The sequence below is a fragment of the Xenorhabdus sp. BG5 genome, assembly GCF_015163665.1.
Lineage (GTDB): Bacteria > Pseudomonadota > Gammaproteobacteria > Enterobacterales > Enterobacteriaceae > Xenorhabdus.
Genome location: NZ_JADEUG010000001.1, coordinates 335,028 through 359,287, shown reverse-complemented (window position 1 = coordinate 359,287; position 24,260 = coordinate 335,028). Strand labels below are relative to the sequence as shown.

General features: G+C 52.9%; 2 protein-coding genes (1 of these 2 only partly in view). Both read right to left on the bottom strand.

Translation table 11 applies throughout. From position 1 onward, the window contains the following. Nucleotides 1–1,458, bottom strand: the 5' portion of a protein-coding gene (locus IQ209_RS01430) for a non-ribosomal peptide synthetase (RefSeq protein ID WP_193848312.1). 5,232 nt of this gene lie to the left of the window's left edge; the window shows 1,458 of its 6,690 coding nt (coding positions 1–1,458); it begins with the start codon at nt 1,456–1,458; its stop codon lies off the left edge, out of view. After that, nucleotides 1,458–24,260, bottom strand: a complete 22,803-nt coding sequence (locus IQ209_RS01425; RefSeq protein ID WP_193848310.1) for a non-ribosomal peptide synthetase — start codon at nt 24,258–24,260, stop codon at nt 1,458–1,460. Before IQ209_RS01425 ends, IQ209_RS01430 begins: the two co-directional genes overlap by 1 nt.

Genomic DNA, 24,260 nt, shown 5'->3' with positions numbered 1-24,260 from the left:
TTCTGAGGCGGGCAACAGGGGTAACGTGGCAATAAGTTGGGTGTCATCTGCCACCATAGCGATCAGTGCCTTGTTGAAATAACCGACTATCCGTTCAACGGTGGCGGTATCGAATAAATCGGTGGCATATTCCAGCTCACCGATTAAACCGGCTTCGGTTTCACTCAGTGATAAGGTTAAGTCAAAATGTGCACTGCGATGTTCCTGGGCAATCGTCGTCAGTTGCAACCCCGGAAGGGTCAACTCTTGGGTTGGGGTATTGTTTAAGGCCAGCATTACCTGAAAGAGCGGGCTGTAACTCAGGCTGCGTGCCGGCTGGAGCGCTTCTACCACCTGCTCGAAGGGTAGATCCTGATGGGCATAAGCGGCCAGAGCCTGCTCCCGCACCTGAGCCAGCAAATCTGTCACACGGAGGTTATCATGGCAGGAGATACGCAAGGCCAGCGTATTAACAAAGAACCCCATCAGCCCTTCCAGTTCATGCTGTGGACGGTTAGCGACAGGGGTGCCGATTACAATATCATCCTGCCCACTGAGCCGGGCCAGTACCAGACTCCAGACACTGAGCACTGTCATAAACAACGTGGTGTTGTGACGTTGTCCAAGCACTTTCAGTGAAGCCAATAAATCCGCATCAATCTGCACTGGCACGCGGTTGCCCGCATAGGTTTGTACTGCCGGACGTGGCCGGTCGGTTGGGAGAGTGAGTAAAGCCGGTGCATCAGCAAGCTGGGTACACCAGAAATCACGTTGTTCTGTGAAGGCGGTGCCTTGTAACTGCTCCTGTTGCCAGACCGCATAATCAGCATACTGGATCGGCAGGGGAGGCAAAGGATCAGGCTGGCCGTCAAGGGCCGCACGGTAAAAGATGCTCAGTTCTTGCACCAGCACACCGACAGACCAGCCGTCAGTGATAATGTGATGCAGGGTCAGCAACAGTACATGCTCGTCGTCGGCCAGTTGCAGCAGTTGACCACGGATCAGCGGCCCTTGGGTAAAATCGAAGGGCGCCTGCGCCTCAAGATCAGCGAGTTCAGTGACTCGCTGGCTACGCAAGCCCGGATCGAGCAGGCGCAGGTCGTGGCAGGACAGGGCAAAACCAATGTCAGCCGGATCGATATGTTGGCAGGGCTGGCCTGCTACCAGAATAAAACGGGTACGCAGACTTTCATGGCGGGCAATCAGGCGATCCAGTGCTGCTTTCAGCGCCGGGTAGTCGAGCTGACCAGTGAGGCGTAATGTCACCGACAGATGATAAGCCTGGCTGGCCGCCGCATCGAACTTGCTGATAAACCACAACCGCTGCTGGGCAAAAGAAAGCGGCAGGGGCTGATGTCTGTCTGCGGGTTTGATGAATGCCGGTTGTTGTTGGTTCCCGCGAGTTTTCAGTTGTTCTTCAAGTCTTTTCTCCAGTACCGCACGTTTTAACTCATTGATATTCATATTGAACCTTGTCATTATTTTCTGTCCCCACCTAAAATTGCTATCAATTCTTCTGCCGACAATGAGTCAAGATCGTTTTGAATTGACTCAAGCTCGTTTTCTCCTACCGCATTCATTTGAGTTGAGAGAATGACAGTGGCCTGCTCTGTTAATGTGGGCGAAGTGAATAACGCCGTCAGAGGGATACTGACCAGGAATTTGTTTTGTATGCGTGTTATCAGCCTGACAACCATCAGCGAGTGGCCGCCGAGTTCAAAGAAGTGGTCATGGCGACTGATACGCTCCAGTCCTAATAAGTCTTGCCAGATTTGCGCCAACGCGGTTTCTATCCCACCTTGTGGCGGTTCATAACCCTGAGTCACCACGGCAGCCAGATCCGGCGCAGGCAGGGCCTGACGGTCAAGTTTGCCATTGGGAGTCAGAGGGAAGGCCGTGAGCGTGACAAAGGCACTGGGCAACATATAATCAGCGAGATACTGAGCAAGTTGCTGACGCAGCTCCGCGGGCGCTAATTCAATCCCTTCCTGCGGTAACAGGTAAGCGACCAGCCGTTTCTGGCCGGGTTCGTCTTCGCGCGCCAACACAATTGCTTCGCGCACACCATCACATTGGTTGAGTCGGGTTTCGATTTCTCCCAGCTCGATACGGAAGCCACGCAGCTTGACCTGAAAGTCATTGCGGCCAAGGTATTCGATATTGCCATCGGGCAGCCAGCGGCCGAGATCGCCGGTTTTGTACATGCGGGCATCGGGTTGCGAAGAGAACGGATCGGGCAGGAAGCGCTCGGTGGTGAGTTTAGGTCGGTTCAGATAACCGCGCGCTACACCGGCACCGGCAATATAAATTTCCCCCGCTACACCATAAGGAACGGGTTGACCTAGCATATCCAGAATATAAATCTGGGTATTCGCGATCGGGCGACCGATAGGAATGGAACGGGTCACATCAACGGGTGAGGTAATCGCATAGGTTGTGGCAAATGCAGTGGTTTCCGTTGGGCCATAGCCATTAATCAGGTGTGCTGGCTGGAACTCGGCTAATTGCACCTGCTGTATCTTTCTTGGATCGAGCACATCACCGCCGACAAGCAGATAGCGTAGTTGCTCAAACAGGGGGCTGAGGTTATCGAGATATTCGTTGAACAAGCCGACAGTCAGCCAGAGGGCACTGATTTTCCCCTTAATCAGTGAATCGCAGAAATGCGCCGGATTAAGCAGAATCGATTGTGGGATCACATGCAGGCGTGCGCCATTAAGTAAGGCAGACCAGATTTCCCAGGTCGAGGCGTCAAAAGCAATATTGGCACAATGGGCGATACAGTCGTTGGGACCAATATCAGTAAAGCCATTGTTGATAATCAGGCGAAGGATATTGCGGTGCTCAACCATCACGCCTTTGGGTTGCCCCGTCGAGCCAGAGGTATAAAGCACATAGGCCAGATGGTGTGACATCAACCCCAAGGCGTGGATGTCTGGGTTATGGGTCGGTTGTTCCGCCAGAATTAATTTTTGGGTGTCGAGTATGACTATCGACATGGACCTAGGTACAAAACTGGACAGCTTGTCGGCTTGTGTTGTCTGAGTCAGCAACGCCACGGGTTCTGAATCTTCAAGCATATAAGCCAGCCGTTCGCTCGGATAGGTGGGATCGAGCGGGACGTAAGCGCCGCCGGCTTTGAGAATAGCGAGCAGGCCGACGATGAGATCCAGACTACGTTCGATACAGATGGCAACCCGATCATCTGGGTGCACGCCCAATGAAATCAGATGGTGAGCTAACTGATTGGCAAGGCAGTTAAGTTCACCATAGCTGAGCGTTTGTCCGTCAAATACGACAGCAAGGGTATCAGGATGGCGTGCAGCTTGAGCTTCGAACAATGAGTGAATCAACTGGTCTTGCGGAAAATCGGCCTGCGTAGCATTGGCATCTACCAATAGTTGCTGGCGCTCTGTGGCGGGCAGGATTGAGATATCCCGAACTAACCGTTGTGGATCATGAACCAGAGCATCGATTAAGCCACTGATGGCGGTGACCAGATAGTTGGTTACGCGGGTTGGGTCGATACCGGCTACTGTCTGGGCGATGAGCTGGAAATTGACGCCTAAATCATCCACTGACAGGGTGACAGGGTAGTTCGTTCGTTCTTCTGCGGCTAAAGTACGTATACCCGCCCAGATAGTATCAAGCCCTCCGGTTTCAGCAGATTGAGCATGACGATAATTCAATAAGCTACTAAATAACGGCATCGACTGCGGCATACCGCTGCAACGTTGTGCCAATGCCAATGGAGCCTGTTCGTGTTCCAGTAACATCATCAATCCGTGGTGGGTGTTGTGGACGACTTCCTGAACAGTGTAATGAGTCAGGGAAACCCGCATTGGCAACGTATTGATGAACATACCCAATACCCGCTCGGCCCCCGCACCGCCTTGCAGACGGCCTAATAGCACGGAGCCAAATACCACGTCATCGCGGCCGCTGGTCTGGGCCAACACTTGCGCCCATGCCACATGGAACAGCACACTGGGGCTGACGCCTAAACGACGCGCCTGAGTACGGATGGCTTTAGCCAGATCGGGGGCGATAGGCAGACGGGCCTCAGCCACGCAGTCGTCGTCAGGATGCACCTTGAGCACCCCAAAAGGCGCCGTGGGTTCATCAATATCCGCCAGTTGGGTGCGGAAATAAGCCTCGTGGTCAGCGGCCGGGGTAGCCAGGGTTTGGGCGATAAAATTGCGGTAAGGCAGTACCGCTGGCAGTTTCTCCGTCTTGCCCTGCAAGATAAGCGCGATTTCCGCAAAAATCAGCTCCAGGGTCAGATGGTCACTGACCAGATGATGGAAGCGTAGCGCCAACAGCCATTCATCCTGTACCGGATCCGGGGCGATATCGGCGGCAAACAGGGGCGCCTGATTTAAATTGATACGGTGCTGGCGTGGATCGGTATGACGCTTGAGTTGGGTGACAACGTCACCCGTTGTCGTGGGGGTGAAGATGTTAACTTTCAGCGGTGCCTGACGCCAGACCACTTGCACCGGTTGTGCCAGTTCTTGCCAGCAAACGGCGGTACGCAGAATATCATGGCGGTCGATCACCTGTTGCAGCGCCGCTAAAAAGGCATTGAGGCGCGCACGGGTATCGAATGCGAGCACGCTTTGCAGCAGATAATTATCCCCCTGGGTCTGTAACAGATGATGGAACAAAATCCCTTCCTGTAACGGCGCGAGCGGATAGATATCCTGCACATTGACACCGCCACCCGGAACAATCATCACGATAGCATCAATTTCAGTCTGGGACAGGGAAACCAAAGGCAGTATATCGGGGGTAATGGTTGTGCACTCTTCAGCGATGAGATTGGGGGGCACGACAAAGGTGTTGGCATCACGCCGGACAGTCTGCGCCATATCAATCAGGACAGGGGCGACGAAGACACTGCGAACGTCGAGCTGCCAGCCCCGATTGCGCAGTTCTTCGATCAGGCTGACAATCATCAGTGAATGGCCACCGAGTTCGAAGAAGTGGTCATGGCGCCCAACTCGCTCCAGCCCCAATAATTTTTGCCAAATTTGGGCGAGGGTCATTTCCATCTCACCGATAGGGCTTGCATAATGGCGTACGACAAGGGCGGATGAATCGGGAGCTGGCAGCGCCTGACGGTCAAGTTTGCCATTGGGCGTTAAAGGGAAAGCGGCCAACGTGACAAAAGCGCTGGGTAACATATAGTCGGCAAGGTGTTGGGCGAGTTGCTGGCGCAGTTCAGCCGGCACCAGCGCCACGCTCTCCCGTGGCCGTAGATAGGCCACCAGCCGTTTCTGACCGGGCTCATCTTCACGGGCTAATACCACGGCTTCGCGCACGCCATGACATTGTTCCAGTTTTGCCTCGATTTCCCCCAATTCAATGCGGAAGCCACGCAGTTTGACCTGAAAATCATTGCGGCCAAGGTATTCGATATTGCCATCGGGCAGCCAGCGACCGAGATCGCCCGTCTTGTACATCCGGGCAGCCGAATTCAGGAAGAATGGATCAGTGAGGAAGCGCTCGGCGGTGAGTTCAGGCCGGTTCAGATAGCCTCTGGTGACACCGTCACCGACGATATAGATTTCGCCGGCCACGCCGAGCGGCGCCAGTTGACCGTGGGGGTCCAGAATATAGATCCGCAGATCAGCCAGTGGCTGACCAATCAAACTGCCCCGTCCTGAATAGATATCGGCTTCAGTCAGTTCGCGATAGGTCGCATGAACAGTAATTTCGGTGATGCCATACATATTGACCAGACGGGTTTGCGCGGTCGGATTGCGGGTCACCCACGGGACAAGGGTATGTAATTCCAGCGCCTCACCGCCAAAAATAATGCATCGCAGGGCGTGCTCAGTTACATCTTGAGCGGCAATCAGCGAACGGAAAGCGCTGGGGGTCTGGTTCAGGATCGTGACATGTTCACGGCATAATAGCGAATAGAACAACTGTGGTGAACGGGCACATTCGGCTGAAATAACGACCAATCGACCGCCGTAAGCTAAAGCCCCCCACAATTCCCAGACGGAGAAATCGAAAGCAAATGAGTGGAACAGCGTCCAGACGTCTTTATCATCAAACTGGAAACGGGATTGTGTTGCGGCTAACAGGCGGATGACATTGGCGTGCTCAACCATCACCCCTTTCGGTGTTCCGGTCGATCCCGACGTGTAAATCACGTAGGCCAGATGGCGGGATGTCAGCCCCAGTGCCTGTGCGTCGGGATTATCGGTCGGCTGCATTGCCAGGAATGCTGTCTGGCTATCACAAATATTATCCAGCAAGACCGTAGGTAAGGTGCTGTCCAGCTTGTTGCGTAACGTTGCTTGAGTCAGTAAAGCCACAGGCGCCGCATCTTCCAGCATATAAGCCAGCCGTTCGGCGGGGTAGGCCGGATCAAGCGGCACATAGGCCCCCCCTGCTTTGAGAATTGCCAGTAAGCCGACCACCATTTCCAAACTGCGTTCGGCACAAATTGCGATCCGATCATCCGGGCATACTCCCAACGTGACCAGATAATGCGCTAACTGATTGGCACGGCGGTTTAACTCACCATAGCTGATCGTTTGTTCCTCAAATACAGCGGCGATAGCTTCAGGATGTTGTGCAGCCTGCGCTTCAACTAGTTGGTGGATCAACGCTTCCTGTGGCAAGTTCTGCTGGGTGGCATTGAATTCCACCAACAGTTGCCGTCGCTCCGATTCTGGCAGCAGGGGCAGAGCACCAATAAGTTGTGTCTCATCCGCCACCATAGCGGTCAACACATTTGTCAGGTAACCCACCAAACGCTCAATGGTCGTGGCGTCGAATAAGTCAGTGGCGTAGGCCAGTTCACCGACCAGGCGGCCGTCCTCATTTTCGGCCAATGACAAGGTCAAATCAAAGTGGGCACTATAGTGTTCCTGCTCAATGTGGGTGAGTTGTAGCTCAGGCAAAGCTAACGCTTGTCGTGATAGATGTTGTGGTGTGTTGTTTAAGGCCAGCATCACCTGGAAGAGGGGGCTGTAACTCAGGTTGCGTTCGGGCTGGAGCGCTTCCACCACCTGTTCAAAGGGCAGATCCTGATGAGCATAGGCCGCGAAAGCGTGTTCCCGCACTTGGGCGAGCAAGTCAGCAACACTGCTGGAATTATCCAGCGTGATACGTAAGGCCAGTGTATTGACGAAGAACCCGATTAATCCTTCCAGTTCATGATGCGGGCGGTTAGCAACCGGCGTGCCGATGACAATATCCTCCTGTCCACTCAGCCGGGCCAATACGATACTCCAGGCACTGAGTACGGTCATAAATAAGGTGGTGCGATGGCGCTGTCCAAGACGCTTAAGCGCAGTCAATAAGTCTGCATCAACATTGACAGGGAGCCGGCTGCCAACATAGGACTGCACCGCTGGGCGGGGTCGGTCGGTTGGCAATGTCAATAAAGCCGGCGCACCTTCAAGCTGGGAACACCAGAAGTCGCGCTGTTTTGCAATGGCACTTTCTTGTAACCATTCCCGCTGCCAGACGGCATAGTCGGCGTACTGAATCGGCAAGGGTGGTAAGGGAGCATCTTGGCTGTCGAGAGCGGCGCGGTAAAGGGCGCTGAATTCACGCAGCAATACGCCGATGGACCAGCCATCAGAGATAATATGATGCTGGGTGAGCAGCAAGATATGTTCCTCATCGGCCAGTTGCAGCAAATGACCGCGGATCAGCGAACCTTGAGTAAAGTCGAAAGGTGTTTGTGCTTCGAAATTTGTTAATTCCGCGATACGGTTGCTATGGGCATCTGGCGTTAATGTGCGCAAATCCTGATAAAACAGGGGAAAACCCCTATCAGCCGGATCGATTTGCTGGCAAGGCTGGCCGGAAACCAGCACAAAACGGGTACGCAGGCTTTCATGGCGGGCGACCAGAAGGTCAAGGGCGTGGATTAAAGCCGGGCGATGAAGCTGCCCGGTCAGGCGCAACGCCATCGGGATATGATAAGCCAGGCTGGCCGCTGGATCGAGTTGAGCGAGGAACCATAAACGTTGTTGAGCAAAGGACAGGGGCAACAGCTGGCTGCGGTCAGCGACAGGGATGTTTGTCTGAGCGGTTGTTGCCGTATTAGTTAGCGCACGGGCCAAATCGAGCAAACGCGGTTGCTCAAAAAGTTGCTGTAACGGCAACTCGTGGGCCAATTGTTGACGAATGCGGGCTGCCAGCTGGATGGCCAGCAACGAATGACCACCGAGTTCGAAGAAGTGATCGTAACGACCGACGTGTTCCAGTCCGAGCAGATCTTGCCAAATCTCAGCCAGGATGATTTCTGTTTCACCCGCGGGGGCTTCATAGCGGCGCGTGACCACCGCGGATAAATCCGGTGCCGGCAGAGCCCGGCGATCCAGCTTGCCGTTGGGGGTGAGCGGGAAGGCATCCAGCGTGATAAAGGCACTGGGTAACATATACTCAGCCAGATGCTGGGCGAGTTGTTGTCGTAATTCAGCCGGAACCAATTCAATCCCTTGTTGCGGCAGCAGGTAGGCCACCAGTCGCTTTTGTCCGGGGTCATCTTCGCGGGCCAATACCACGGCTTCACGCACGCCGTCACATTGGGTCAGTCTGGCCTCGATTTCGCCCAACTCGATACGGAAGCCGCGCAGTTTAACCTGAAAATCATTGCGACCAAGGTATTCGATATTGCCATTGGGCAACCAGCGACCGAGGTCACCGGTTTTGTACATGCGGGCACCGGGTTGCGAAGAGAACGGATCAGTCAGGAAGCGTTCTGCGGTCAGTTCAGGGCGATTCAGGTAGCCACGGGCAACCCCAGCACCGGCAATATAAATTTCACCGGCAACCCCAGAAGGGACAGGCTGGCCTTGTTGATTCAGGATATAGATCTGGGTATTCGCGATCGGGTGACCAATGGGGATTTTTCTGCCTTTACCTTCAACGTCTTCATTTTCCAGAACAGGGATTTCATAGGCGGTGGCAAACGTGGTTGTCTCTGTTGGCCCATACACATGCAGTAAATGTTTGGGTGAATGCTCGGTTCTAAGGCGAATGGCAGGACGGGTATCAACCTGTTCGCCACCAAAAAGGACATAACGCAAACCAGACAGAGTTGGCGCAATTAAACTCGCATATTGGTTAAACAGGGCCGTGGTCAGGAATAACGCACTGACCCCCTCCGCTGACAAGCACTGACCAAAATCAGTGGGTTGTAACAAGGTTTTTTCTGGAATTAACAGAATACGCGCCCCATGAACCAAGCCAGCCCACACTTCCCACGTGGCGGCATCAAATGAGACATTGGCGCAATGGGCAATACAATCGTCAGATCCTAGATCGGCAAAGCCATTATTGATGATAAGGCTAACGACATTGCGATGCTCGACCATCACCCCTTTGGGCTGGCCGGTCGAACCCGATGTGTAAATGACATAGGCTAGATGACGGGATGTCAGTCCCTGTGCTTGGGCGTTTGGGGTATCCGTCGGTTGTGTCGCCAGCAGGGTTTCATTGCGGTCAAATAAAGAGTCAAGCAAGATTGTCGGCACGGTGTCAGGCAGCTTGTTGACTTGTGCTGTCTGGGTCAATAAAACAACGGGAGCTGCATCCCTGAGCATATAGGCTAACCGTTCAATCGGATAGGTTGGATCAAGCGGGACATAGGCACCGCCTGCCTTGAGGATCGCCAGTAAGCCAACTACCATCTCCAGACTGCGTTCGATACAGATAGCGACGCGATCATCTGGACGCACCCCTAGCGCAATCAAATGATGAGCCAGACGATTGGCATGTTGGTTCAATTCTGTATAGCTCAATGTCTGGCCTTCGCAGATCACGGCGGTGGCATGGGGGCGTTGTAATGCTTGGGTCTCAACGAGTTGATGGATTAATGCGTCTTGCGGGAAATCCGTCTGAGTGGCATTGAAGTCCACCAGCAATTGTTGCTGCTCTGGTTCCGGCAAGATCGGAACATTTAGGATCAATTGTTGTGGGTTGTGGATCAGGGCATCGATCAGACCGTTGATGGCCGTCTCCAGATAGGCGGTGATGCGTTCTGGCGTAATTTCTGTCACGGTCAGGGCGGTTAATTGGAAATTATCCCCCAAATCATCGACTGACAGGGTAATGGGATAGTTGGTCTGTTCTTCAGCCGCAACCAGTCGCATATCTGTCCATAGGGTGTCAATAGTATCGTCTCTGTCAGCCTGACTATGACGATAATTGAGCAAAGTGCCGAACAGCGGCATGGGTTGGGCCACGCCACCGCACCGTTGTGCCAGCGCCAGCGGGGCCTGCTCATGTTCCAGTAAAGCGGTCAGATGCTGATAGGTCGCTTGCACGCTTTCCTGTACTGTGCGCCCGCTCAGAGAGATACGCAGGGGGAGCGTGTTGATAAACATCCCCAGTATGCGGTCAGCTCCTGCCCCGCCTTGCAGTCGGCCCAGTAGCACGGAGCCAAACACCACATCATCACGACCGCTAGTCTGGGCTAATACCTGCGCCCAGGCTACGTGGAACAGGACGCCCGGACTGACTCCCAAACGGCGGGATTGAACACGAATGGCTTCTGCCAGTTCAGGAGTGAGTAAAAGTCTGGACTTGGCAACGGAAACGGGTTTAGTGTCGTTTGGCGCGTTTTTAGGAATAGCGAGTACGCCAAACGGCGCTGTGGGTTCATCAATATCGGCGAGCTGTTCACGAAAGTAATCCTCATGCACTGAACTCGGTACATTCAGGATCTGGGCGATAAAGTTGCGATAGGGTAGCGTGGTAGGCAGAGCTTCCACATTTCCTCGTAATATTTGGGTAATCTCAGCGAAAATCAGATCCAGTGTCATATGGTCGCTGACCAGATGGTGGAAACGCAGTGCCAGCAACCACTCATTTTGTGCCGGATCAAGGGTAATATCAGCCGTAAATAAGGGGGCTTGAGTCAGGTCGATACGATGCTGGCGCGGATCGGTATGAGCTTGTAACTGCGCTGGAATATCGTTGGTCGAGATTGGGATGAATTCATGGACAGTGAGCGGTGCCTGACGCCAAACCACCTGAACCGGTTGCGCCAGATCTTGCCAGTAAACCGCCGTGCGCAGGATGTCATGACGATCAATAACTTGCTGTAAGGCACTTAGAAAAGCATCAAGACGTTTGCGGGTATTGAAGGCAAGTATGATTTGCAATAAATAGGTATCACCTTGTACCTGCAACAGATGATGGAACAGGATGCCTTCCTGCAAGGGAGACAATGGATAGATATCCTGTACATTACTTGCCCCATCAGAAACAGTATTAACGATGGCATCAATCTCAGCCTGGGACAGGGAAACCAGTGGCAGCATAGCGGGCGTAATAGCGGTACAGCCCTCGGGTATCAGGTTGGGTGGCACGATAAAGGTATGGGTATCACGCTGGAGAGTCTGGGCCATATCGATCAAGATGGGCGCGGCGAATACACTGCGAACGTCAAGTTGCCAACCCAGCTTGCGCAGTTCTTCGATCAGGCTGACTATCATCAACGAATGGCCGCCAAGTGCAAAGAAATGGTCGTGGCGGCTGACTTGTTCCAATCCCAATAGCTCTCGCCAGATTTGTGCCAGGGTGGTTTCCGCTTCACCCATCGGGGGTTCATGGCGGAGCATCACGATGGCGGATGCATCGGGTTCAGGCAGCGCCTGATGGTCAAGCTTGCCGTTTGGCGTTAACGGGAAGGATGCCAGCGTGACAAAGGCACTGGGCAGCATATAGTCGGCGAGGTGCCGGGCAAGTTGCTGACGCAGTTCAGCGGGCACCAATTCAGCGCTTTCCTTTGGCAGCAGATAGGCGACCAGTCGTTTATGGCCGGACTTATCTTCGCGAGCAACCACCACCGCTTCACGTACCCCATCACATTGCGTGAGTTTGGCCTCGATTTCTCCCAATTCAATACGGAATCCACGGAGCTTGATTTGAAAATCATTGCGGCCAAGGTATTCAATATTGCCATTGGCGAGCCAGCGCCCAAGATCCCCCGTTTTGTACATCCGTGCATTGGGGGTGGAAGAGAATGGATCAGCGAGGAAACGCTCGGCGGTAAGTTCGGGGCGATTAAGATAGCCACGGGCGACTCCCGTACCAGCAATATAGATCTCCCCCATGACACCCAGCGGGACAGGCTGATAATGGGTATCAAGGAGATAGATTTGGGTATTGGCTATGGGGCGACCAATCGGTGGCGGATTATCGGTTGAGTTATCCTCCGCGCAGGAACAGGCATAGAGCGTAGCACAGACCGTGATTTCCGTCGGCCCATAGGCATTGAGCATTTGTCGTCCTGATGACCAGCGTTTGACTAAGGTTGGCGGACAGGCTTCGCCACCCACCAGCAAGGTTTGTAAGGTATCGGGCAGGGAATCCATCGCGGCCAGTGCAGTGGGCGACAGGAGAACATGGCTGATGGCATGGTCTGCTAAATAGCCGGACAATACTGCACCGGGCAGCAGATTGGCTCGTTTGGTCAGGTAGAGGCGAGCACCCGTTACGAAAGCCATACAACATTCCCAGATACTGGCATCAAAACTGTTTGAGGCGAACTGTAAGACGCGACTATCTGGGGTCAGTGCCAGCGCCTGTTGCTGGGTGGTGATCAAGTTGCACAGGCTATGATGTTCGATCATTACTCCTTTCGGTTGACCGGTCGAACCGGAAGTATAAATGACATAGGCCAGATGATGAGACGCCAAACCCAGTGCCTGTGCGTCTGGATTATCAGCGGGTTGGGTTGCCAGGCACGGTTCGGTATTATCCAGTAAGACGGTTGGCAAGGCGTTAAACTGAGCGAGCCATTCTGATCGGGACAGTACCGATTGCGTGAGTAACGCCACCGGAGCAGCATCTTCAACCATGTAAACCAGCCGTTCGGCCGGATAAATGGGATCGAGCGGCACATAAGCCCCGCCCGCTTTGAGGATCGCCAGTAAGCCGATCACCATCTCCAGACTACGCTCAGCGCAGAGGGCGACGCGATCATCTGGACGTACCCCTAGTGTAATCAGGTAATGGGCTAATTGATTGGCGCGGTGGTTTAATTCACCATAGCTCAGCGTTTGGTCTTCGTAGACTACGGCAGTGGCATCGGGACACTGTTCTGCCTGAGATTCGAAGAGTTGATGGATCAACGCCGTTTGCGGGAAATCCATCTGTGTCGCGTTGAAATCCACCAGTAGTTGTTGCCGTTCTGAGGCAGGTAGCATCGGTAAAGTGGCAATAAGTTGGGTGTCATCCGCCGCCATAGCCGTTAGCACATGGGTTAAGTAACCGACCATACGCTCAATGGTTGCGGCGTCAAACAGATCGGCTGCATAGGCCAAATCACCGACCAGCCCGGCCTCGGTTTCAGTCAGTGACAAGGTTAAGTCAAAGTGAGCGCTAGGGTGTGCCTGTTCAATGGGTATGCATCGGATATCGGGAAATGCCAACGCCTGAGCGGGGGTATTATTTAAAGCCAGCATCACCTGGAAAATCGGGCTGTAGCTGAGATTGCGTTCGGGTTGGAGCGCTTCCACCACCTGCTCAAAGGGCAGATCCTGATGAGCATAAGCGGCGAGCGCCCGCTCCCTAACCTGAGCGAGCAGGTCAGTGACCGTGACGGCATCATTCAGGCTGACGCGTAAGGCCAGTGTATTGACGAAGAAACCGATTAATCCCTCAAGTTCATGGTGTGGGCGGTTAGCGACAGGTGTACCGATAACGATATCATCCTGACCACTGAGCCGAGACAAGACAATACCCCAGCCTCCCAGCACAGTCATAAATAAGGTGGTGTTATGGAGCTGCCCAAACCTTTTCAGGGACGCTAATAAATCGTCATCAAAATGCACAGGCACTCGACCGCCGACAAAAGTTTGTATCGCCGGACGCGGTCGGTCGGTTGGGAGAGACAGTAAAGCCGGCGCGTCGGTAAGCTGAGTACACCAGAAATCGCGTTGTGTCGTGAGGGTGGATTCTTGCAACCATTCACGTTGCCAGACCGCATAGTCGGCGTACTGGATCGGCAGTGGCGGCAAGGGGACATCTTGGCCGGCGAGGATAGCGTGATAAAGCACACTGAGTTCATGCATGAGTATACCGATGGACCAGCCGTCAGAAATAATATGATGCTGGGTAAGCAGCAAGACGTGCTCTTCGTCTGCCAGTTGCAACAAGTGACCGCGGATTAGCGGGCCTTGGGTAAAGTCAAAAGGCATCTGTGCTTCAAGGGCGTTCAAATCAGCAATATGGCCGGAGTGTGTTTCTGGTGCTAGCGAACGTAAGTCCTGGTATGACAAGGCAAAGTGAATGTCAGCCGATTCGATATGCTGATAAGGCTGGCCGGAAACCAGCACAAAGCAAGTACGCAAGCTTTCATGCCGGGTGATCAATTGGTCAAATGCACGGATTAAGGCCGGGCGATTAAGCTGACCGATCAGGCGTAATGCCAGAGGAATATGATAGGCCAGACTGGCTGCTTGATCGATCTGACTCAGGAACCACAATCTTTGTTGAGCAAAGGACAGAGGTAACGGCTGGTTGCGATCAGTCACAGGGATCGTCATCTGGGTTGTTGCCGAAGCACCCGTGAGTGTTTGAGCCAGATCCATCAATATGGGTTGGTCAAAGAGCTGCTGGAGTGACAAATCCCGTGCCAAATCTTGGCGTACATGTGCGACGAGTTGAACGGCAAGCAGGGAATGACCACCCAATTCAAAGAAATGATCGTAGCGACCCACTTGTTCCAGCCCGAGCAAATCTTGCCAAATCTGAGCCAAGGTGATTTCTATCTCACCGATGGGAGCTTCATAGCCGCGAGCGACTACGGCTGATAGTTCAGGAGCAGGCAGGGCGTGACGGTCGAGTTTGCCATTGGGCATTAGCGGGAAGGACGTCAACGTGACAAAAGCACTGGGCAACATATATTCAGCGAGATGTTGAGCAAGTTGCTGACGCAGTGCAGCAGGCTCCAGTTCAATCCCCTTTTGCGGCAACAGATAGGCCACCAGCCGTTTTTGTCCAGGTTCATCTTCGCGGGCAATCACGATCGCTTCGCGCACGCTGTCACATTGGGTCAGTCTGGCTTCGATTTCTCCCAACTCGATACGGAAGCCACGCAACTTAACCTGAAAATCATTGCGGCCGAGGTATTCGATATTGCCATCGGGCAGCCAGCGGCCGAGATCACCGGTTTTGTACATGCGGCTGTCTGGCTGTGAAGCGAAGGGATCGGTCTGGAAACGTTCGGCAGTCAGTTCAGGTCGATTCAGGTAACCACGGGCTACGCCGGCACCGGCAATATAAATTTCCCCTGTCACACCGCGAGGAACGGGTTGGCCGTGTGGGTCCAGGATATAAATCTGGGTATTGGCAATCGGGCGGCCGACAGGGATGGAATGCGTCACATCAACGGGAGAACTTATCGCATAGGTAGTAGCAAATGTTGTGGTTTCTGTTGGGCCATAGCAATTTATCAGGTGGACGGGTTGAGATTCAGCCAATTGCAGCTGTTGGATCTTTCTTGGATCGAGAACATCACCGCCGATAAGCAGATAGCGCAATTGTCCAAACAGGGGGTTGAGGCTATCGAGATATTCGTTGAACAAACCCACAGTCAACCAGAGGGCGGTGATGCGTCCCTTGATCAGTGCATCGCAGAAATGTGCCGGATCGAGCAGCACCGATTGTGGTACCACATGCAGGCGGGCCCCATTGAGCAGGGCGGACCAGATTTCCCAGGTCGAGGCATCAAAAGCGATATTGGCACAATGGGCGACACCGTCATTCGGATTAATATCAGCAAAGCCACTATTAACGATCAGACGGAGGACATTGCGATGTTCGACCATCACGCCTTTAGGTTGTCCGGTAGAGCCAGAGGTATAGATCACATAGGCCAAATTCTGTGATGTCAGGCCCAATACGTGTGTATTGGGGTTGTGAGTGGGTTGTGCTGCCCAAAACGGTTCTTGTGTATCAAGCAATACCGTAGGTATCAGGGTGTTTAATCTGTTAACTTGTGCTGTCTGGGTCAGCAGAACCATAGGCGCTGCATCCTCAAGCATATAAACCAGTCGTTCAGTCGGATAGCTTGGGTCAAGTGGCACGTAAGCCCCGCCAGCCTTGAGAATAGCCAGCAAGCCAACCACCGTTTCCAGACTGCGTTCGGCACAGATGGCAATTCGATCGTCTGGACGCACACCCAGCGCAATCAGGTAATGGGCCAGCTGATTGGCACGGCGGTTAAGTTCGTTATAGCTCAGGGATTGTTCTGCAAACACGACGGCTGTTGCATCGGGATGATGTTCCACCTGGGTTTCGAATAGCTGGTGGATCAAGGCATTTTGTGGAAAATCCACTTGCGTGGCATTAAAGTCTACCAACAGTTGTTGACGTTCTGTCGCGGGCAAAATTGATAGATCTTGGATTAATCGTCGTGGTTTGTGAGCCAAAGCATTGACCAATCCACTGATAGCGTTCGCCAGATAAGTCATTATGCGTGTCGGATCAATACTTGCCACCGTTTGTGCGGTCAGGCGGAAACCGACACCCATATCATCTACCGATAAGGTCATCGGATAATTAGTCCGTTCTTCAATGGCAACGATACGCATATCTATTTGGGGTATTTCAATGACATTAACTTCGTCGCCCTCGGTGATTTGGCTGTGACGGTAATTGAGTAGCGTACTGAACAGCGGTATTGACTGCGCCACACCGCTACAACGTTGAGCCAGTGCTAATGGTGCTTGTTCGTGTTCCAGCAGTGCCGTTAAATTGTGATAGGTAAGCTGCACCAGCTCCTGCACGCTATGATCGGACAGGGAAATTCGTATCGGCAGGGTATTGATAAACATCCCCAATGTTCGGGAAGCGCCTGCCCCTCCCTGTAATCGGCCTGATAATACGGAGCCAAAGACCACATCATCGTGGCCGCTGGTTTGTGCCAGCACTTGTGCCCAGGCGACATGGAACAGAACACCTGAACTGACTCCCAGACGGCGGGCTTGAGTACGTATCGCCTCCGCTAGAGCAGGATCGAGCGAGAGATGGGCTTCGACGATCGGTTCATTATCATCCTGCATTGAGAGTACACCGAAGGGAGCCGTCGGTGTGTCGATATCCGCCAGTTGAGAACGGAAATAAGCTTCGTGCTCAGTACCCGGCGCACTTAAAGTTTGGGCGATAAAGTTGCGGTAGGGCAACGTTGCCGGCAGGGTGTCAGCATGACCTTCTTGTATTTGGGCAATTTCAGCAAAAATCAGCTCAAGTGTCATATGGTCACTGACCAGATGATGGAAACGCAGAGAGAGCAACCATTCATCCTGTGCTGGATCATGGGTGATATCAGCAGCGAATAGCGGAGCACGGCTCAAATCGAGACAGTGCCGACGCGGGTTGGTATGCTCCTGTAGCTGGGACAGGACGTTATCCGCCGTGTCAGGAACGAAGGTATTGATATACAACGGTGCCTGGCGCCAGACTACCTGGACCGGTCTTATCAATCCTTGCCAGCAGGCTGCGGTACGCAGGATATCGTGGCGGTCAATGACTTGTTGGAATGCGGACAGGAAGGTGTCAAGACGCTCACGAGTTTCGAAAGCAAGCAGGGTCTGTAACAGATAAGTGTCGCCTTGGGATTGCCGCAAATGGTGGAACAGGATGCCTTCCTGTAACGGTGCCAATGGATAAATATCCTGTATATTGCTTGTCCCGCCAGGCGTTGTTGTAACGATGGCATCAATCTCGGTTTGGGACAATGAAACCAGTGGCAGCATATCAGGCGTAATGGCTGAGCAATCGGCAGGAATACGGTTAGGCGGCACCACGAAAGCGTCGATATCACCCTTGATTGCCTGTGCCATCTCAGTCAGGACAGGTGCAGAGAACACACTGCGAACATCAAGTTGCCAGCCAAGGCTGTACAGCCGTTCGATCAGGCTGACAATCATCAATGAATGGCCGCCAAGTTCAAAGAAATGGTCATGACGGCCGACTTGTTCCAATCCCAAGAGATCCTGCCAGATCTGCGCCAGAGCGATTTCCACCTCTCCGTGTGGGGCTTCATAGCCACGTACTATCACTGAAAATGCATCAGGAGCTGGGAGAGCTTGACGGTCAAGTTTACCGTTGGCAGTCAGCGGGAAAGTGTCGAGTACCACAAAGGCACTGGGCAGCATGTATTCAGCGAGGTGTTGAGCAAGTTGTTGGCGCAGTTCTGCGGGAAGTAGCTCAACGCTGTTCTGAGGTCGTAAATAGGCGACGAGTCGTTTCTGTCCCCCCGTGTTTATATTTTCTGTGTTTCCATAAACAGTATCAGTATCTTCATGGGCAATCACTACCGCTTCTTGCACGCCTTGGCATTGCATCAATTGGGCTTCGATTTCCCCCAGTTCGATGCGGAAGCCACGCAGTTTAACCTGAAAATCATTGCGGCCAAGGTAGTCAATCGTACCATCGGGTAGCCAGCGGCCGAGATCGCCAGTTTTGTACATGCGGGCATCGGGATCTGAGGAGAACGGATCGGAGAGGAAACGCTCTGCGGTCAGTTCAGGGCGATTCAGGTAACCACGGGCAACCCCAGCGCCGGCAATATGTATTTCCCCAATAACACCAAGTGGCACAGGCTGTGTGTGTGCATCCAAAATATAAATCTGGGTATTGGCAATCGGGCGACCGATATGGTTGGCAAATCCGGTTGCCCGATTCATCCGCGTCCAGGTCGAATACGTCGTGGTTTCAGAAGGACCATACAGGTTGCATACATCCTGTACGGCAGAGTGAGAAAATAAATGTTCAACAATGTGTGACTTTACTTTTTCTCCCGCTAAATTGACCGTCCGAATATCCATGGGTAGCGCATTGGTTTCCACCAGCTGAGCGATAGCCGATGGCACGGTGTTGATAAGGCTGAGTGATGGTTTTGGGTTGACTGAGCTTGTGTTGACCAGTGACAGTATGTCAGTAACAAGGTGAACCGTACCACCAAGGAGCAGAGGGGCAAAGCATTCGTATACCGACAAATCAAAATTCAGGGAAGTAGCAAAAAGGGTGTGTGCCAACTCCTCCTGACTAAACGTCTGTTGTACCCAGATCAGGAAATTCACGGTATTGCGGTGTTCGATTGCCACGCCTTTCGGCAAACCTGTAGAGCCTGACGTGTAGATCACATAGGCCAGATGGCGTGAGGTGAGCCCCAGGGCTTGTGCGTCGGGATTATGAGCTGGCAGAAAGGGGTCTTGGGTGCTGAGGAGGTTATCGAGTAAAACGGTGGGTATAGTGCCAGCCAGCCTGTCGGCAAGTTTTGTTTGGGTCAGTATCACTATCGGCTCTGAGTCTGCCAGCATATGCATCAGCCGTTCGGTTGGATAGGCCGGATCAAACGGCACATAGGCACCACCCGCTTTGAGAATACCAAGTAAACCCACCATCATGTTCAGGTTGCGTTCAACACAAATTGCTACCCGATCATCTGGACGTACCCCTAAGGCTATAAGATGATGAGCCAGTCGATTAGCCTGACGGTTCAATGCATCATAACTGAGTGTCTTAGCTCCACACACTATCGCTGTAGCCGTGGGGCTGTTGATCACCTGTGCTTCAAACAGTTGGTGGATCAGCGCGTCTTGCGGGAAGTCTGCCTGGGTGGCGTTAAAATTCACCAACAGTTGTTGTCGCTCTAAAGCGGACAATATCGGCAAAGTCGCAACGGATTGGGTTGCATCGGCTGCCATTGCTGCCAATGCTTGTTGCAGATAGCCGACCATACGTTCAACAGTTTCGGCATCGAACAGATCAGAGGCATATTCCAGTCCGCCAACCAAACCAGTGTCGGTTTCAGTTAACAACAACATTAAATCGAAATGGGCGCTATGGGTCGCCAGTTCAACTCGTGAGATCTGCAAACTGGACAGTGTTTGGCCTTGAGCCGGCGTATTATCTAAAGCCAGCATGACCTGAAAGATTGGGCTATGGCTCAGGTTACGTTCAGGTTGTAATATTTCCACCACCTGCTCGAAGGGCAGATCCTGATGGGCATAGGCGGTTAGCGCCTGCTCCCGGACCTGTGCTATCAGATCAGCCACACTGAGATCGTCATTGAATGTAACGCGTAAGGCCAGTGTATTGACGAAGAAACCAACCAACTCTTCAAGCTCACGGTGCGGGCGATTGGCGACAGGGGTGCCGATAACAATATCATCCTGACCACTAAGCCGGTTGAGTACAATACTCCAGCCAGCCAGTAGGACCATAAACAAGGTACTGTTATGGCGTTGTCCTAGTTCCTTAAGTGAATTTAATACTGAGGCATCAAGGTGGAAAGGCACTTGTCTGCCGATATAAGTTTGTACTGCTGGGCGTGGCCGATCGGTGGGGAGTGATAATAACGCGGGCGCATTTTCAAGTTGCCGGAGCCAGAAGTTTCGCTGTGCAGTAAAACTTTCTCCTTGCAACCATTCACGTTGCCAGACGGCATAATCGGCGTACTGAATGGGAAGTTGCGGCAAAGGATCATTGTGGTCATTAAGGACAGCATGATAGAAAACACCCAGTTCGCGTATCAGCGCGCCAATGGACCAGCCGTCAGCGATAATGTGATGCAGGGTGAACAGTAACACATGTTCTTTATCCGCCAGTTGCAGCAGTTGACCGCGGATAAGCGGTCCCTGAGCAAAATCGAAAGGCGTTTGGGCTTCAAGTGTCGCGAGTTCAGTTACCCGCTCGATATGCAAAGCAGGATCAAGCTGACGCAAGTCCTGACAGGACAGGGCAAAACCGATATCGGCAGGGTCTATTTGCTGGCTGGGTTGGCCTTCAATCCGCACAAAGCGCGTTCGCAGACTTTCATGCCGCGCCACCAGACGATCAAGCGCCGTCATCAGGGCATGGCGATTGAGTGAACCGATCAAGCGCAGTGCTACAGGAATATGATAAGCCTGACTCGCCGCCGGATCGAGCTGACCGAGGAACCATAACCGCTGTTGGGAAAAGGACAAAGGCAAGGGCTGGCTGCGATCAGCCAGGGGGATGACTGTTTGCGTGAGAGTATCCGCTTCTGTCAGCGTTTGGGCCTGCGCCATCAGGATGGGGTGAGCAAACAGGGTTTGTAACGGTAATTCCCGCGCCAGTCGCTGACGGATACGGGCGACAAGCTGGACGGCAAGCAGGGAGTGCCCGCCCAGCTCAAAGAAATGATCATGGCGGCCAACCCGTTCCAGTCCCAGCAAGTCCTGCCAGATTTGGGTTAGTGTTGTTTCTATGTCACCAACAGGTGCTTCATAGCGGCGCGTTGCCACGGCCGACGCAGCCGGTGCAGGCAGGGCTTGACGGTTAAGTTTGCCATTGGGCGTGAGTGGGAAAGTTTCCAGTATCACAAAAGCACTGGGTAACATATAGTCGGCCAGGTGTCGGGCGAGTTGCTGACGCAGTTCTGCGGGCACCAGTTTAGCGCCCGCCAGCGGCCGCAGATAGGCCACCAGCCGTTTCTGGCCGGGTTCATCTTCGCGGGCAATCACCACGGCTTCGCGCACCCCGTGACACTGCATCAGCTGTGTTTCGATTTCCCCCAGTTCAATACGGAACCCCCGCAGTTTGACCTGAAAATCATTGCGGCCGAGGTATTCGATATTGCCATCAGGCCGCCAGCGGCCGAGGTCGCCGGTTTTGTACATGCGGTCATTGGGATGTGGGGAAAACGGGTCAACAAGGAAACGTTCAGCGGTCAGTTCCGGCCGGTTTCGATACCCACGAGCCACCCCAACGCCGGCGATATAGATTTCCCCGGTTACGCCCAAAGGTACGGGCTGGCCGCTGTCATCAAGGATATAAATACGGTTGTTGGCAATCGGGCGACCGATGGGGGGCAGTGTTGGCCATGGTGTCATCGCCTTAACCAATGAATAGGCCGTGACAACGTGACTTTCCGTCGGGCCATAGTGATTATGTAACCGGCAATCAGCCCGTTGCAGGAAACGCGCAATGGCCGGCGTAATACGCAGTTGCTCGCCGGCGGTGATGATATGCGCCAGACAGGAAAAATCGTCTTTACTGTCACTGGCGGCTTCAGCCAGATGCTGGAGTGCAATATAGGGCAGAAAAATGCGGTCAATCTGTTGTTGCTGAATCAGCCGGAGAAGTTGTTGCGGCGCCCGCCGCCGGGTTTCATTAATCAGAACCAGACAGCCGCCTTCACTCAGGGTGGTGAAGATTTCCTGAAAGGCGACATCAAATCCCAGCGCAGCAAATTGCAGGGTCTTGCCCGTACCGGCGGGGTGTGAAGGTGTATATCGGTGCCATTGCAGTAAGTTTGACAAAGCAGCCAGCGGCATTTCTACGCCCTTGGGTAATCCGGTGGAGCCTGACGTGTAGATAACATAGGCCAGATGGTGGGGTGTCAGCCCCATATTCTGCGTGTCTGGATTGTCAGTTGGTTGTTCTGCGAGAGATGTTGCCGGGGCATCCAGCAGCAGGGTGAGATAACTGGTTTCGGCCGAGGTGTCTGTACTGTTCAGGGTGTTAGCTAGAGTGCTCTGGGTCAGCAGAACCACGGGTGCCGCATCGTTGAGCATATAGGCCAGCCGTTCAGTCGGGTAGGCCGGATCGAGTGGGACGTAGGCTCCGCCCGCTTTAAGGATAGCCAATAAGCCGACCACCATATCCAGACTGCGCTCGACACAAATCGCCACGCGCTTGTCTGGACGGACGCCCCGCGCGATCAAATCATGGGCCAGCTGATTAGCGCGCCGGTTCAGTTCGCCATAACTCATCGTTTGTTCTTCAAATACCACGGCGGGCGCATTGGGTTGTTGCGCGGCCAGAGCTTCAAACGGGGAATGGATTAAGGTCTCGGGCGGGAAATCCATCTGTGTGGCATTGAAATTCACCAACAGTTGTTGCTCTTCTGGCGATAATAGAGGTAAGCGTCGGATCGGGGTTTGCGGAGACGTCAGGGCGGCTTCGATTAACACCATAAGACGGGACTGGAGTGCTGTCACTTCAGCACGACTCAGGTAATTGGGAGAAAAATTAAACTCAAGTGTGACCGGTTTCTGGGTATCCTCACTGTTAGCAAATGCATATTGGTGGACAGCGATAACAAGCGGAAACGGTGCACCACGTTGTATTTGGCAATATTTGAGTGTGGCGTCGGGTATATCGGCGTTCACATCTATCCACTCAAATGACAGCATGATATCGAATAACTGAGTACGTCCGGTCTGCTGCTGGATTTGTATAAGCCGATTGATTTCTGCGATGGGTAAGCGCTGACGTTTGTAGCAACGACGCAATTCTGTTGCTGTTTTGCCCATCACATCAAGGAAAGTATCATGGGGCGAAACCGTGATACCAACCGGAATCACCGATGAAAACATCCCCACCGTGCGTTTTTGTTTGTTGTTTTTACGATTATGTACGGGAATACCAATAACAATATCTTCATCTTCGGTACGGTTTGTCAGCGAGTAAGCCGTGCGTGAAAAATAGCAAGCCAGCGCGGCATACATAAAATGCAGGACAGATAATCCGTGTGCAGCAACAGTCTCTTCGATTCGCTGGAAGAGCGTTTTATCCAGTGGCCAGATTAGCGGTTCGGCATGTTCGCTATCTGTTATTTTCGCTAAATTTGAGGGCTGAATTAAGGCAGGCGGTAAGTTTTTATAGCGCTCTGACCAGAATTGCTGGTCTTGCAGATAGCGTTGTGAGTTTAAATAGGCATTATCTTCATTAATAAAATCGAGATAAGAGGGTGCCGTTTCAGTAAGTTCTTTTTCCCTGCTTAACCGGGTATACGTGTTGGCTATCTCTTCGGGAATAAGGCCTAACGTGTTCCCATCCCCGATGAGATGATGACAGCAGAAATGCCAGTACCAACGATGATCACTTACCCGTAACAGTTCAAAACGCCATAGTTCACTGTACAAATCAAACGGCCGCATAAAGGCAGTACGGATATATTGTTCAGCCTGTTCTTCTGCGTTGTCATGATCTGAGAGATCGTGGATTGTCACGGATACAGGTAAAGCGTCAGTGAGTGTTTGCAGCGGTACTTCCTGCGTTTTAACGAGTCGTAAACGCAATGCATCATGACGATAAACAACGGCTTCAATAGCGCGTACTAACAGCGTTTCATCCAACTTTCCTTCAACCAGAATCACTGAACCTAAGTTATAGCAAGTGCTATGAGGACGGAAGAGCTGGTCGAGCCAGACGACTTGCTGGGGAGAACTGAGTGGGAATTTGTAAGAGGGAGATGTAGAAGCATTCTCTAATGAAAGTGGGTTTTCGTTGTTAATATTATTGCATGACATAGGCAT